Source organism: Aestuariibius insulae, assembly GCF_040783535.2.
Lineage (GTDB): Bacteria > Pseudomonadota > Alphaproteobacteria > Rhodobacterales > Rhodobacteraceae > Aestuariibius > Aestuariibius insulae.
In genome coordinates, this window is sequence record NZ_JBFONW020000001.1 from 569413 (window position 1) to 583599 (window position 14187).

Sequence of the window (14187 nt, forward strand, 5' to 3'; positions counted from 1 at the left end):
GAAGCGATGGCGCATAACAACAACCTCTCCGCCGAACAGTCTGGCTTCGCCTCGGGGCCGACGGGTTATGCCTGCATCGAACGCTATGTCCGGCAGCTGGACAGCTCGCCCGGCGTCTACCGCATGCTCGATGATCAGGCCCGCGTTCTCTACGTCGGCAAGGCGCGCAATCTCAAAGCCCGGGTGACCAGCTACAGCCGCCCGTCCAATCAGCATTCCGCCCGGATCACCCGCATGATCCGCGAGACGGCAGCGATGATGTTTTTGACGACCAAGACCGAGACAGAGGCCCTGTTGCTCGAGCAGAACCTCATCAAACAGCTCAAGCCGAAATACAATGTTTTGCTGCGCGACGACAAAAGCTTTCCGAATATCCTCGTCAGCCGCCAGCACGACTTCCCTCAGATCAAGAAGCATCGGGGCGCCAAGAGCGAGAAAGGCGACTACTATGGCCCCTTCGCGAGTGCGGGGGCCGTGAACCGGACCATCAATCAGCTTCAGAAGGTCTTTCTGCTGCGCAATTGCTCGGATGCGACCTTCGAAAGCCGGACCCGGCCCTGTCTACTCTACCAGATCAAGCGCTGTAGCGCGCCTTGCGTGGGATATGTCTCGGAAAGCGAATACGGCGCGCTCGTCAAGGATGCGGACCGGTTCCTGCAAGGCAAGACGACCGCCGTTCAGGGACAGTTGGCGCGCGAGATGGAAGGGGCCGCCGAGGCGATGGAGTTCGAGCGCGCCGCCGCCCTGCGCGACCGCATCCGCGCCATGACGCAGGTGCAATCGGCTCAGGGCATCAATCCGCAAGGCGTGGCCGAGGCGGATATCGTGGCTTTGCATCTGCAGCAGGGTCAGGCCTGCGTGCAGGTCTTCTTCGTTCGGGCGAACCAGAACTGGGGCAATCGCGACTACTACCCCCGCGTCGGCGACGATGTAGACGCGGCCGAGGTGATGCAGGCCTTCCTGCTTCAGTTCTACGCCGACAAGGAACCGCCGCGTCTGGTCCTTACCTCCCACGGCGTCGATGACGAGGATCTGGTCTGCGACGCGCTCGCCCAGAAAGCCGGACGCAGGGTCGATCTCGCCGTGCCCCAGCGCGGGGAGAAAGCCGATCTGGTCGGCCACGCCTTGCGCAATGCCCGCGAAAGCCTCGCCCGCAAGATGAGCGAGACGGCCACCCAAGCCAAGCTGCTGCGCGGTCTGGCCGAAGCCTTCGATTTGCCCGAACCGCCCGAACGGATCGAAGTCTACGACAACTCCCATATTCAGGGTCAATTCGCAGTCGGCGCCATGATCGTCGCAGGGCGGGATGGGCTGGAAAAGAACCAGTACCGCAAATTCAACATCCGGGGTGAAGAACTGACGCCGGGCGATGATTTTGGAATGATGAAAGAGGTCCTGACCCGCCGGTTCAAACGGCTCCTCAAGGAGGACCCAGAACGGCAGTCAGGAACCTGGCCCGATCTTCTGCTCATCGACGGCGGGGCCGGACAGGTCAGCGCCGTGAACGAGATCATGCGCGAGCTGGGCGTCGAGGATATCCCGATGATTGGCGTCGCTAAGGGCATCGACCGGGATGCGGGCAAGGAGGAATTCCACCGCACCGGACAATCGGTGAAGGCGCTCCGGCACAATGATCCGGTTCTTTATTTCGTCCAGCGGCTGCGCGACGAGGCGCACCGTTTCGCAATCGGCACGCATAGGGCAAAGCGCTCTAAGGCGATAGGAGCGACACCACTCGACGAGATCGCCGGGGTCGGAGCGACCCGCAAGAGGGCGCTGCTGACCCATTTCGGATCGGCCAAGGCCGTATCCCGGGCAAACCTGTCAGATCTGACGGCGGTCGATGGGATCTCGGCCAGCCTCGCCCAGAAGATCTACGATCATTTCCACGAAAAGGGCTGACAGTTAAATTGAGGCTCGCTGACGCGAGCCACGACATGTTTTGTCAGCCCGTGATCGACCGGCTCGCATTGCCTGAAAGCCACTGGCCGACATCGGTCCGGTTTCCTCCGATTGACCCGCAGAGCCTCGTCCCGCTTTTGTCTCCTGCAGGGACGCGCTACATCACTGGAATGATATGGACCCTGCCTAACATCCTGACGACCCTGCGGCTTCTGGCTGCGCCGGGCGTCGCGGTACTGTTTCTCTTCGTCGCCCGCCCTCTGGCAGACTGGCTGGCGCTGATCTTCTTCGCAGGCGCCGCGATAACCGACTGGATCGACGGCTATCTTGCCCGCTCTTGGGGGCAGGAGAGCAAGTTCGGCGCCATGCTCGATCCAATTGCCGACAAGGCGATGGTCGCCATCGCCCTTCTGGTGCTTTGTGTCTTTTCCACGCTGGGCTACACGATCCTTCTGCCTGCCGTCCTGATCCTCTTCCGGGAGGTTTTTGTTTCGGGTCTGCGCGAGTTTCTGGGGGACACGGCCGGAACGCTGAAGGTCACTCAGCTTGCCAAATGGAAGACCACCGCGCAGATGGTCGCCATCGCAACGCTCTTCGCGCATGGCATTCTTTTTCACGCCCGCATCGAAGCGACTGCCGGAATGGATCCCGCGATGATCGAGGCGATCCTTTCGGGACTAGAGCCGGACGAAGCGGGCTTGCGCCTGCGCGAGATGGCCATGACAGGCATCGGCTGGCTCGGGGTCGCGTTGCTTTGGCTGGCCGCCGCGCTGACGGTGATCACCGGCTTTGACTATTTCCGCAAGGCGCTCCCATTTCTAAAGGGCGCAAAATGACCGTGGATCTTCTTTATTTTGCATGGGTGCGCGAACGGATCGGCTTGCCGCGAGAGACAGTGACGACCGAGGCCGCGACGGTCGAGGATCTCGTCACCGAGCTTGCATCGCGGGAAGAACGCTATGCTGCGGCCTTCTCCGATCGGCGCGCGCTCCGCGTCGCCCTTGATCAGGAGCTGGCCGAATGGGACAGCCCGCTGACCGGCGTGCGCGAGGTCGCGTTCTTTCCGCCCATGACTGGGGGCTAGGGCCATGGACGTCCGTGTTCAGCAGAAAAGCTTCTCGGCGGGCGACGTGCTGGATGCCTTCACCGCCGCGCAAGAGGGGGCAGGCGCCATCGTCAGCTTCACCGGCATCACACGCGACATCTCGGGCGGGCTGACCCATATGGAGATCGAGCACTATCCGGGCATGACCGAACGCGCACTCACGCAAATCTCCCAAGAGGCTGCCGACCGTTGGCCTCTGACCGGCAGCCTGATCCTGCACCGCTACGGACGCTTGGCGGCCGCCGAGCCGATTATGATGGTGGTAACAGCCTCTGCCCACCGGGCCGCCGCCTTCGAGGCCGCAGAATTTCTGATGGATTATCTGAAATCCCGCGCGCCCTTCTGGAAGAAGGAAGTCACAGAGGGCCGGGAAAGCTGGGTTGCGGCAAAGAACGAAGACGAAGCCGCTCTCGCGCGCTGGTCCAAGCCCTAGGAGGCGTTGCGCTGTCGCTCGATATAAGAGCGCAGCTCTTCCGCTTCTTGCCGCGCATCTCGCAAACCGTCCATTGCCGCCCGCAGCTCTGCTTCGGTCTGGGTCAGCTGATTGGTGATTTCCGCCTCGCGCTGCTGCAGATAGGTAATTGCCTGATCGCGGGTTTCCTCGGCCTCATGAAGGGCCTGCGCCATCCGGTCGAGCTCTCCGATCTCGGCTTGGCTGACGCGGGTGAAACGGTAGATCAGCCAATTGGCGAACCATCCGACGCAAAACGCGATGAACAGGATGACCGCCGTCGCGAGGATGAATTCAGTTCTGTTCATCCGGGGCCTCGTCTTCCGGTTCGTCGGTCTGAGCCGCCTCGGGCGTCTCGCTCGGTGCTTCCTCTTGGACACTTTCCAAAGGCGGTTCAAGCTCTTCGAGAGCCGTCGTCTCGTCGATAGGCTCTGGCCGGATCAGGCGGAACTCGATCCGGCGATTGGCCTCGCGACCCTCTTCGGTCCCGTTATCGGCAATGGGATCGGCTTCACCATAACCGATCGCCGTGAACCGCCCGGTCGGCACGCGCCGCGCCCTGAGGGCGTTCAGAACTGCCTGGGCGCGCTCCTGGCTCAGCTGCTGGTTCATGACCTCGCGGCCCTGACTATCCGTGTAACCGGCAATCTCGATCCGGTTGTCCGAACAGCGCTGGAAGATCGTGGCGAGGTTGTCCATCACCGGAAGACCCGTCGCATCGATTGTCGCCGAGCCGGGCTCGAAGCTGATCTTGGCGGTCGCCACCACCGATTCGATCTGTTCGATACACTCCTCCGGCGTCGGCAGACCAGCAATCGGATTGAGCTGCTCGACATAGGTTACGTCGATCTCGAACTCCTCGCCATCCCCCAGCTTGTCCGTCAGAAGGCCGGCGATCTCCGCATTCGCCTGCGTGTTCCCAGTATTGCCGCGAACCGTGACAATATCGGGCTGAACGATAACCGATCCGTTCGACAGCTCCGCCAGGGCTTCGATCCCCGCCAGAACGCGAACCGACCACCCGGGTGGTACGTCTTCGGAAATCCGCGTGCCCATCGTGATCTCATCAGTCCCGAGCCGCGCAAGGGCGTAGGTTTCCGTCGCCTGGTTCATCAGCTCGTCCGAGACGCGGCCCCGCAACTGCACCAACCCTTCCGGAGACCGGATTGCGGTGAATTCGGGGATTTCCACGGTGTCATCCGACGGGGCGACCGGCAGAACAGGGAACAGCTGGTAAAGCTCGGGAAGCGCATTTTCCAGCTCGCCGATCTCACGGTCAAAAAGATCCTGAGGCGTGCCCTCCGCAGCCACCAATGTGACATCGGTGTCCGAGAAGGTGACGCTGCCCCGACCGATGCTGGCCAGCGACTTGATCGCCATCGAAACGGCAGCCCCCCAGGTCCGCGACGGCATACCCAGCCCCTCGGTGCAGGCATTCGTCCCGCTCCATCCCGATTGCCGTGCAGCGCTTTCGATCTGCCGCTGCGTTGCCACCGCATCGACCGAGCAGGCATCGAACCGAGCGCCGTTCTCGTCGATGACGAAGCGCAACGTGAACGGCGTGATAACCGGACGCGGCGCCGAAATATCGAGCGTGACATCGACCGTCCCCGGGATCCGGCGTCGGAGTTGATTCTCGAAGCGGAACTTCTGCTCCTCATTGTCGCTGATCGCGGTCACGGAGACTTGGCCCGCCTCCACCGAGATTTTGGACCGGGGTAGCATCGCCAGCGCGCGCAATCCGTAATCGAGCGATTCGGTCCAGCCGTCCCGCGCGGTATGGCTCGCCGTCTCCAGCAGATCCGTCACCGGGATGCCGTTCACGCTGTCCCGAACCTGGGCCACGATCCCCTCGCGGTCATCGCTCGCCGGGATCAATCCGATTAGGGAAACCCCGCTGGCATTGCGCAGAATCTCCACCGAAAAGCGTGGCGGCGCCAGAACGCGCGGCTCGTCGACATTGATCGTGCTGAAGATCCGCGAGGCATCGACAATGCTTCCCGCCGTCGAAATCGCGCGGAACCGCATGGCCTCTGAGGGCGCTGTGCCTTCCAAAATGACCTGCAGCCCGTCACCCTGGGCCGAGACCCAGTCATAGCCTTCCTCTGCCAATGTTGCGCTGACCGCCTCGACCGACATGGTCTCGACCCGGTCCACCGCCACACGGGCAGCAAGAATCGATCCTCCGGCTGCCAGCAGGAAGGCTAAAAGAACAACGAAGACAGAGGAGAGGCGCATATCTCGGATGGCTCGCTAAGGGTTCGACCTATCTAGTCGCGCAGGTCCGGGGGTGCAATCAAACGAGCAGCGCACCGGCGAAAAAGAGCACGGGGATAAGACCCGCCGTCCTGTTCGATCGAAAGAGTTTAAGAAGCTTCGGATTATCGTCCGCGTCGAAGCGCACCAGTTGAAGGGCCAGATGCCACCCCATGACCCATGCCCCGCACAGGCCGAGCACCAGGGACAGGACGGATCTCGACAGCGCGACACTCATCACCGCGGCGGTCATCAGCACGACGGCCATCACAAGAAACCGTCTGAGCCAGGCCGGGGTCTTCTCTCCGAAAAGGCGGGCGGTGGATTTCACTCCGATCAGCGCGTCATCTTCCGAATCCTGATGTGCGTAGATCGTGTCATAGAACAGCGTCCACATGATCCCGCTGAGATAAAGCGCGACGGCAGGCCAGTTCAGCGTGCCCGCATGCGCCGTCCAGGCCAGCAGCGCGCCCCAGTTGAACGCCAGACCCAGAAAGACCTGAGGCCACCAGGTGAACCGCTTCGCAAAAGGATAGATCGCGACGGGCAGGATCGCGGCAAAGCCAAGCAGGATCGCGGTGCTATTGAAGGTCAGCAGGATGAGAAGCGCCAGAAACGACTGCACCAGCATCCAGCCAAGCGCCATCCGAACGCCGATCTGCCCTGAGGGGATCGGTCGCGAGCGGGTCCGTTCGACCTGTCCGTCGATGTCCCTATCCGTGATGTCGTTCCAGGTGCATCCGGCACCCCGCATCAGGAAGGCTCCGACCGCGCATCCCGCCGCGATCCACAGATCGCCCCACCCCGGCCGGCCCGTCGCCATCATCGCCAGCAACAGGCCCCACCAGCAGGGCAGCAGCAAAAGCCATGTTCCGATGGGCCGGTCTGCCCGGCTTAGCCGCAGGAACGGGCGCGCCCGAGGCGGCGCATATCGGTCGACCCAGTTGTCGGGCACCGCATCGAAAACCGCGTCGCTCGTCTCTGGCCTCTGCCCCGTCCCGGTCATAGAAGATCTCTCATGGTATCCGTCGTCCGCCTCTATGTAGATCACCCACTGGCCGAGGGACACCTCGTCCCGTTGGAGCGTGACCAGGCGCATTATCTCGTGAATGTGATGCGGCTCTCTGCAGGCGCGACCGTCGCAGTCTTCAACGGCGCGGACGGAGAATGGAGCGCAGAGCTGACCGACATCTCCAAACGCGCCGCCAGCTTGCGCGTTATGGCTCAGACCCGCCCCCTCAGACCCCCGCCAGATCTTTGGCTCCTCTTCGCTCCGATAAAAAAGGCGCGGACCGACTTCATCGTCGAAAAGGCGACCGAACTTGGCGCGGCGCGGATCCTCCCCGTCCAGACCGATCACACCAATTCCGAGCGGATCCGTCAGGACCGCCTCCAGACCCACGCGATCGAGGCGGCCGAGCAATGCGGCGGCACCTACGTGCCCGAGGTTGAGGGCCTGCAAAAGCTCTCCGCCCTCCTTGACCGCTGGCCAGAGGAGCGCCAGCTGCTCTTCTGCGACGAAGCCCTCGCCGAGGATGACGGCTCGTCCGGCTTCGCCAAAACCCCCGGCCCCTGCGCCATTCTGATCGGCCCCGAAGGCGGCTTCTCCGCAGCCGAACGCACACGCCTCGCACGTCTTGGCACCGCAATCCGCCTCGGCCCCCGCATCCTGCGGGCCGACACCGCTGCTGTCGCGGCGCTCACCCTCTGGCAGGCCGCGGCTGGAGACTGGTCATGACCCCGATCCGCCCCGAGCTTCAGGCCACCATCGTCAAATGGCGTGAGCCCATCGCGCTCACAGTCGCCTGCCTCCTTGGCCTCTGGATCGCCACACGGTCAGGCACCGCCATTACCATCGTCGGCCTTGCGCTGATCGTCACTGCCGCAGCGCTCCTGATCCCGGCCATCCGCCGCGTCCGTCTTGCCTCCGACGAAGACGGCGCGGGCGTGGTCGAGATCAACGAACGCCAGCTCGCTTATCTCTCAGCCGACGGGGGCGGCCTGCTCTCCATGGATCTTCTGACCGAAGTACGCCTGGCCCAAGGCAGATGGCACCTGACCGACAGCGAAGGCAATCGGCTCGACATCCCGACCGACACCCGCAACGCGCATGATTTGCTCGAAGAGATCCTGCTTCTGCCCGGCCTCGACGCTGCCCGCACCGTCCGGGCCCTCCGCTCGCACGAAGATGTGATCCTCTGGCAGTCCGATCGCACCGCTCGCCCCAGCCTCTCCGCACCTCCGCATTGACAGCCCGGGGCCAACGGGTCACCTCTTGCCATCTCGAAACACGGCTCCGGAGCAGCGCCCATGTCCATTCCTCAATCCGGCGGCGGCCCGATCGAACGACACGAGCAGCTCGCCGAATACCTCGCATCGGGCTGCAAGCCCAAGGACCAGTGGCGCATCGGGACCGAGCATGAGAAGTTCGGTTACTGCAAGGACAGCCTCATGCCGCTGCCCTATGATGGCCCCCGCTCGATCAAGGCGATGCTCGAGGGGTTGCGCGACAGCTTTGGCTGGAGCGCTGTCGAAGAGGCCGGCAACATCATCGGGCTCGAAAAGGACGGCGCCAATGTCTCGCTCGAACCGGGCGGCCAGCTCGAGCTTTCCGGCGCCCCGCTCGAGACGATCCACGAAACCTGCGACGAGGTGAACACCCACCTACGCGAGGTCCAGACCGTCGCCGACGGCATCGGGGCGCGCTTCATCGGCCTCGGCGCCGCGCCGCACTGGACGCACGAGCAGATGCCGGTGATGCCCAAGGGCCGCTACAAGCTGATGACCGACTATATGGGCCGCGTCGGCACCCACGGCACGCAGATGATGTATCGCACTTGCACGGTTCAGGTGAACCTCGACTTCGAATCCGAGGCGGACATGGTGCAAAAGCTGCGCGTGGCCCTTGCCCTGCAGCCTGTTGCCACTGCCCTCTTCGCCAACTCCCCCTTCTTCGAGGGCAAGCCAAACGGCCATAAAAGCTGGCGCTCCCGCATTTGGCGCGATCTCGACGCGGACCGGACAGGAACGCTCCCCTTCGTCTTCGAGGACGGGTTCGGCTTCGAGGCTTGGGCGGAGTACGCGCTCGATGTGCCGATGTATTTCGTCTACCGCGACGGCGAATATATCGACGCGCTGGGCCAGTCCTTCCGCGATTTTTTGAACGGCGAACTGCCCGCCCTGCCGGGGGAAACGCCGACCCTCAGCGACTGGGCCGACCATCTGACCACGCTCTTCCCCGAAGCCCGGATCAAGAACTATATGGAGATGCGCGGCGCCGATGGCGGCCCTTGGCGCCGCCTCTGCGCTTTGCCCGCGCTTTGGGTCGGCCTGTGCTACGATCAATCCGCGCTCGATGCCGCCTGGGATCTGGCGAAGGGCTGGTCCACCGAGACCCGAGAGGCGCTCCGCATCGCCGCCTCCGTCGACGGCCTGCAGGCGCAGGTTGAGGGCGTCCGGATGCACGATTTGGCGCTAGAGGTTGTCACGATCGCCGAGGCAGGCTTGAAAGCCCGCGCCAGACCTGGGGCAGGGGGCCTCGTCCCGGACGAGACCCACTTCCTCAATGCGCTCAAAGAGAGCATCGAAACCGGTCAGGTCCCCGCCGACGAACTTCTGGCAAAGTACCGCGGGGACTGGAGCGAAAACGTCCGCCCCGTCTTTGCGGAATATAGCTACTGACGGGGGCTGGACCGCTCAATCATGGGCAAGAATGATCTTCAATCGGTAAAGGGCCAAACCATACCCAAGACCTATCCCGACAAAAGCCACGCCCAGAGCTAGAGTGAGACCGACGGGTCCACCGACAGGCACAAGCACTCCGAGCAGCATAAGCGCTCCTATCCCTACGACGAGATAAGACACGCTTGCCGAAAATGCCGCCAAAGGTCTCAGTCCGGGCTTGCACCCCTCCATTCGGCATCCCGTCAGATAGAGCGAGATCGCCAGGATGAAGAGAACGCTACCGGATACTGCGAGATACATCATCATAGTCGTGGTCATAGAGTATATCCTTTATTTTGGTTGAGATTGTGGGCGCTCAGTCGTCCGATAGAAAACGGCAAATAAAGCTCCCCAGATGAAGGCGAAGATCGTTCCGAAGCTCAGATAGAGATCGACGTCTTCCCCACTGAGAAAAATGGAGGCGCAGAAGACCGCGTTGGCAAAAACGGCGACAAGTCCAATACCAAGCCAGTGTCGCAGCCCGAGCAAAAGCGCGCAGAGAAATAGTGGCGTGCCAAGAATGAGGTAGGGAACGACGCCAAGATAGACTGCAACGATCGAGATCAAAGCCACTGCGACAAAAGCCGGATACAAATCGATGCCCAGGACAGCGGCGGTCGGAGCTAGAGGGGCGGCAACCAGCGCAAAGAAGAACGCTGCCGGATCGATCTTTCGATCATGAAAGGTCAGTCTTTGCCACATTTCCAGTCTTTCCAAAATTTCTGTAATTAAAGAAATACATTGTTAAATAACTACTTAGGCAGTAGACGAGCAATCCGCCCTCCCAAGTTAAGGGCGGCCATCTGAACACGCCTCGGCAGCTTCGAGACGTCCTGATACCATCCGTCGAACAGCTCCATCGTCTGCAGCGTCTCGTCGATCCGTTCCTTCACGTCCTGCGGCGTCGCATCCTGTTCTGCCTCTTCCCGCACCCGCTGAAGCGCCGCGAGGGTGGGCGCAAATTCCCGCGCCCGCCGCTCCTCGATCACCCGCGTGACCAGCTCGAACATATCCCGCACCGAATGGAAGCGATCACGCCGCTCCCCGATCTCCCGTTTGCCCTCGACAAGGTTCCAACCTTGCAATTCCTTGAGCCCCGTGGACACATTGGACCGAGCCAGGGACAGAACTTCGCTGATCTCTTCAGCCGTCAGCGGCTCCGGCGCGATATGCAGCAGCGCATGGATCTGTGCCACCGACCGATTGGTGCCCCATTTTGCACCCATCTCCCCCCAGTGAAGGATGAAGTCTTTCATCGCCGGCGTAAGATGCATCTTCAATTTCCAAAGTTTCTGTTAATACAGAAATAATCGAATGCGCCGGAAAGGCAAGCGCTATCCGCTCTTCGCTTTCCCGATCTTGGGTTCTGTCCCCACGCGAAGCCGGGAGATGTTGGCCGAATGCCGAATATAGACCAGCACACAAAGCGCCATCAGCAGGACCACCCCGGCGCCGTATCCCAGAATGATCGCCCAGACCGGTGCAAGCCCAGCGGCCAGCAACGCTCCCATTGATGACCAGCGAAAGATCGCAACCACCGCAATCCATGTCACGCTCACCGCGATCCCGACCGGCCAAGACAGCGCATAGATAACGCCGATGAACGTCGCGACGCCCTTGCCGCCCTTGAACCGTAGCCAGACCGGAAAGCAATGGCCCAGAAAAGCCGCCAGCCCGGCCACTTGCGCGGCCGCCTCTCCCATCGCGGCCTTGGCGATCAGAACCGCCACTGCCCCCTTTAGCGCATCCAGAACGAGCGTTGCCGCCGCCGCTGACTTGTTGCCGGTCCTCAGAACGTTCGTCGCCCCGATATTGCCCGACCCGATCTGGCGCACATCGCCCAGCCCGAACATCCGCGCCACCAATAACCCGAACGGGATCGACCCCAGAAGGTAGGCGGCCAGCGCCACGATCCCCAGAAGGTAGGTCTGTTCAGGGATATCAGGCATCGCTCATCTCCTCCGGAAACACCCGCCGTCCCGCGACCCAGGTGCCCAGCACCCGGCCCTCCATCCGCTGACCATCGAACGGCGTGTTCTTCGATTTCGACCGCAGCGTGAACCGGTCCATCACAAACGGCGCGTCCGGATCGAAAAGCACCAGATCCGCGGGAGCGCCCTTGGCCAGCCGCCCACCCTCCAGGCCCAGCCGCTGGGCGGGGTTCAGCGACAGCGCGCGCCAGAGCGTCGGCAGATCCAGATGCCCGCCATGAACCAGCCGCATCGCCGCGGGCAGAAGGGTCTCCAGACTCACCGCCCCGCTCGCCGCTTCCTCGAAGGGCAGGCGTTTGCTCTCCTCGTCCTGCGGCGTGTGCATCGAACAGATGATATCGATCAGCCCACTTGCCACGGCTTCAATGATCGCGAGCCGATCTTCCTCGGATCTCAGAGGCGGCTTGATCTTGAAAAAGGTCCGGTACGCCCCGACATCCAGCTCGTTCAGCGTCAGATGATGGATCGACGCGCCCGCCGTGATGTCCAGCCCATTTCGCTTGGCCCGCTCCAGCGCGGGAAGGGCGCGCGCTGTCGTGATCTGATCGGCATGATAGCGCGCCCCCGTCATCTCGATCAGCGCGATGTCCCGGTCCAGTGCCATCCGCTCGGCCATCGGCGACACTCCCGGCAGCCCGCGGAGCGAGGCGAACTTCCCGCTCGTTGCGGCAGCCCCCGCACTCAGCCCCGGATCCTGCACATGTCCGATCACCAGCGCCCCCAGCGCGCCTGAATAGCGCAGCGCCCGGCTCGCCACCTTGGTATCCGCGATAACCCGGTCGCAATCGGTAAAGGCCGCCGCTCCCGCATCGCGCAGAAACCCGATCTCGGTCATCTCCCGCCCGGCCCGCGCCTTGGTGAGCGCGGCCATTGGCACGACCCGCACGACGCTGTCCTCCGCGGCACGGCGCGAGACGAATTCCAGCACTTCGGGCGTATCGATCGCGGGCGTCGTGTCCGGGCGCGTCACGATCGTGGTCACACCGCCTGCCGCCGCCGCGCGCCCGGCACTGGCAAAGCTTTCCTTGTGGCGTTCCCCGGGTTCGGAGACCTTCACGCCAACATCCACGATCCCCGGCGCCAGGCATTTTCCGCTGCAATCCAGAACCGGCCCGTCTCCGCTCCAGTCGCCGTCCACGATCTCCGAAATCCGGCCAGCCTCGAGCGCGACGGCGCCAAAGATCTCGCGCCCGGCCTCCGGATCGATCAATCGCGCGTTCGCCAGAACCGTTCTCATGGGCGGCGCTGACTCATACGGCCACCCAGATCATCAGCGCCACCAGCACGAACAGCACAAGAAGTGCAATCGTCGCCACGCGCCCGCTCATCTTGGCTTCCGACGGTGGAGCCTCCGCCGTCCCGCTGATCTGTCCCTCCGCAGAGGCCGACCGCAGCGGCTCGGAGACAAAAGAGCCACCCGGCCCTGAATACCGCGCGATGAATGTCAGCTCCGGCCCCGGAAGCAGCGTCTGCGCCGTGCCCTCGAAGGCGCTCGCATGGATCAGAACGACATGCCCAGACAAGGCCGCGAGCCGTGCCCGGTCCGCCTCGATCGCGTCGGGATCCATGCCGCTGCCTTCAATGAGATACCCTGGCAGCCCGACCCCCGTCAGATCCTCCACCCGGATCACGTCGACCCCCGCCGGATCCAGCGCCTCTGCGCCGAGCGCCTCTTTCAGTGGCCAGCGATCTTGCCCCGCCTCGACAAAAGCCGGAACCTGCTCGGGCGGCAGGTTCAACGCGAAGACATGAACGCTGTCGTGAATATGGGCCGATATCGTCAGATCTTCGATCATATCGCCACCTCTCTCGGTCCTGCGCGGCGCACGCGCATCAGAAGATCCATCGCCGCCATCCGCAATGCTACGCCCATCTCGACTTGCTCCTGAATAACCGACCGGTTGATGTCGTCCGCGATTGTCCCGTCGATCTCGACGCCGCGGTTCATCGGCCCGGGATGCATCACGATCGCGTCGTCCTTGGCATGGGACAGCTTCTCGGCATCCAGACCGTAGCGGTGATAGAACTCCCGCTCCGACGGGATGAACCCGCCATCCATCCGTTCTTTCTGCAACCGCAGCATCATCACCACATCGACCCCGGCAAGCCCCTCGCGCATGTCATCGAAGACCTCGACCCCGAATTCCCCGATCCCCGCGGGCATCAGCGTCGGCGGTCCGATCAGCCGCACGCGATTCTCCATCTTGCCGAGCAGCATGATATTCGACCGGGCCACCCGGCTATGGGCGATGTCCCCGCAGATCGCGATCGACAGCCGGTGCAACCGCCCGCGCGCCCGCCGTATCGTCAGAGCGTCCAGCAGCGCCTGCGTCGGATGCTCATGACGGCCATCGCCTGCGTTCAAAACCGCGCAATTCACCTTCTCGGCCAGCAGATCGACCGCGCCGGACTGAGGATGCCGGACCACCAGAATATCAGGATGCATCGCATTCAGCGTCAACGCCGTATCAATCAGCGTCTCGCCCTTCTTGACCGAAGAGGCCTGCATCGCCATCGACATCACATCCGCGCCCAGCCGCTTGCCCGCCAGCTCGAAACTGGCCTGCGTGCGGGTAGAGGCCTCGAAGAACATGTTGACCTGCGTCAGCCCCGCCAGCGCATCGCTGTGCTTCGTGCCGGACCGATTGAGCCCGACATAGTCCTCGGCAAGATCCAGAACGTCGGTGATCTCGTCCGGGGCAAGGTGTTCGATGCCCAAAAGATGTCGTGCGCGAAATCCCATCCCGGCCTCTTATACG

17 protein-coding genes are annotated in these 14187 nt (G+C 62.9%); 7 read left to right on the forward strand and 10 right to left on the reverse strand.

Translation table 11 applies throughout. The features are described 5' to 3' along the window. Nucleotides 1-6 precede the first annotated feature (6 nt). From uvrC to AAD018_RS02735, 4 genes are all read left to right on the forward strand, one after another. Complete coding sequence (gene uvrC, locus AAD018_RS02720) at nt 7-1902, forward strand: excinuclease ABC subunit UvrC (protein ID WP_367313671.1); 1896 nt, start codon at nt 7-9, stop codon at nt 1900-1902. A gap of 170 nt (nt 1903-2072) precedes the next feature. After that, entirely contained in the window at nt 2073-2738 is a 666-nt protein-coding gene (pgsA, locus tag AAD018_RS02725) for a CDP-diacylglycerol--glycerol-3-phosphate 3-phosphatidyltransferase (RefSeq protein WP_367314212.1), read from the forward strand. A gap of 2 nt (nt 2739-2740) precedes the next feature. Then, the gene (gene moaD, locus AAD018_RS02730; protein WP_367314211.1) at nt 2741-2986 is read left to right on the forward strand and encodes a molybdopterin converting factor subunit 1; all 246 of its coding nucleotides are present in this window, start codon (nt 2741-2743) and stop codon (nt 2984-2986) included. 4 nt (nt 2987-2990) lie between these two features. Beyond that, nucleotides 2991-3440, forward strand: coding sequence for a molybdenum cofactor biosynthesis protein MoaE (locus AAD018_RS02735; RefSeq protein ID WP_367313670.1), 450 nt, complete (start codon nt 2991-2993; stop codon nt 3438-3440). Here AAD018_RS02735 and AAD018_RS02740 read toward each other — a convergent pair. Genes AAD018_RS02740 through ubiA form a run of 3 tightly spaced genes read right to left on the reverse strand, consistent with a single transcriptional unit; the run spans nt 3437 to nt 6720 of the window. After that, nucleotides 3437-3766: a hypothetical protein gene (locus AAD018_RS02740; RefSeq protein ID WP_367313669.1), complete on the reverse strand. Its 330-nt coding sequence runs from the start codon at nt 3764-3766 to the stop codon at nt 3437-3439. The two genes, AAD018_RS02735 and AAD018_RS02740, sit on opposite strands and share 4 nt — an antisense overlap. Then, on the reverse strand, nt 3753-5696 hold the full coding sequence (locus tag AAD018_RS02745; protein ID WP_367313668.1) for an OmpA family protein: 1944 nt from the start codon (nt 5694-5696) through the stop codon (nt 3753-3755). The genes AAD018_RS02740 and AAD018_RS02745 overlap by 14 nt, the downstream gene beginning before the upstream one ends. 58 nt (nt 5697-5754) lie before the next feature. Next, nucleotides 5755-6720, reverse strand: coding sequence for a 4-hydroxybenzoate octaprenyltransferase (gene ubiA, locus AAD018_RS02750; protein ID WP_367313667.1), 966 nt, complete (start codon nt 6718-6720; stop codon nt 5755-5757). 12 nt (nt 6721-6732) lie between these two features. On the opposite strand from ubiA, the gene AAD018_RS02755 reads away from it, so the two are divergent. From AAD018_RS02755 to AAD018_RS02765, 3 genes are read left to right on the forward strand one after another with little or no spacing between them, the layout of a single operon-like run. After that, a complete protein-coding gene (locus AAD018_RS02755; protein WP_367313666.1) occupies nt 6733-7452 on the forward strand; it encodes a 16S rRNA (uracil(1498)-N(3))-methyltransferase in 720 nt (239 codons plus the stop codon). Beyond that, nucleotides 7449-7964 (forward strand): hypothetical protein, encoded by a 516-nt coding sequence (locus AAD018_RS02760; protein WP_367313665.1) that lies wholly within the window; start codon nt 7449-7451, stop codon nt 7962-7964. Before AAD018_RS02755 ends, AAD018_RS02760 begins: the two co-directional genes overlap by 4 nt. Before the next feature lie 60 nt (nt 7965-8024). After that, nucleotides 8025-9395: a glutamate--cysteine ligase gene (locus tag AAD018_RS02765; RefSeq protein ID WP_367313663.1), complete on the forward strand. Its 1371-nt coding sequence runs from the start codon at nt 8025-8027 to the stop codon at nt 9393-9395. Nucleotides 9396-9410: 15 nt separating this feature from the next. Here AAD018_RS02765 and AAD018_RS02770 read toward each other — a convergent pair whose 3' ends face one another. The 7 genes from AAD018_RS02770 to AAD018_RS02800 are packed head-to-tail and all read right to left on the reverse strand — an operon-like array spanning nt 9411 to nt 14171. After that, the gene (locus AAD018_RS02770) at nt 9411-9716 is read right to left on the reverse strand and encodes a hypothetical protein (RefSeq protein ID WP_367313662.1); all 306 of its coding nucleotides are present in this window, start codon (nt 9714-9716) and stop codon (nt 9411-9413) included. Nucleotides 9717-9728: 12 nt separating this feature from the next. Further along, on the reverse strand, nt 9729-10139 hold the full coding sequence (locus tag AAD018_RS02775) for a hypothetical protein (RefSeq protein ID WP_367313660.1): 411 nt from the start codon (nt 10137-10139) through the stop codon (nt 9729-9731). A gap of 50 nt (nt 10140-10189) precedes the next feature. Then, a complete protein-coding gene (locus AAD018_RS02780; protein WP_367313659.1) occupies nt 10190-10711 on the reverse strand; it encodes a GbsR/MarR family transcriptional regulator in 522 nt (173 codons plus the stop codon). A 60-nt stretch (nt 10712-10771) separates the two neighbouring features. After that, nucleotides 10772-11386: a glycerol-3-phosphate 1-O-acyltransferase PlsY gene (gene plsY / locus AAD018_RS02785; RefSeq protein WP_367313658.1), complete on the reverse strand. Its 615-nt coding sequence runs from the start codon at nt 11384-11386 to the stop codon at nt 10772-10774. Continuing rightward, nucleotides 11379-12665: a dihydroorotase gene (pyrC, locus tag AAD018_RS02790; RefSeq protein ID WP_367313657.1), complete on the reverse strand. Its 1287-nt coding sequence runs from the start codon at nt 12663-12665 to the stop codon at nt 11379-11381. The genes plsY and pyrC overlap by 8 nt, the downstream gene beginning before the upstream one ends. A gap of 13 nt (nt 12666-12678) precedes the next feature. Then, complete coding sequence (locus AAD018_RS02795) at nt 12679-13224, reverse strand: hypothetical protein (protein ID WP_367313656.1); 546 nt, start codon at nt 13222-13224, stop codon at nt 12679-12681. Next, the gene (locus AAD018_RS02800; protein WP_367313655.1) at nt 13221-14171 is read right to left on the reverse strand and encodes an aspartate carbamoyltransferase catalytic subunit; all 951 of its coding nucleotides are present in this window, start codon (nt 14169-14171) and stop codon (nt 13221-13223) included. The genes AAD018_RS02795 and AAD018_RS02800 overlap by 4 nt, the downstream gene beginning before the upstream one ends. Between the last annotated feature and the right edge of the window lie 16 nt (nt 14172-14187).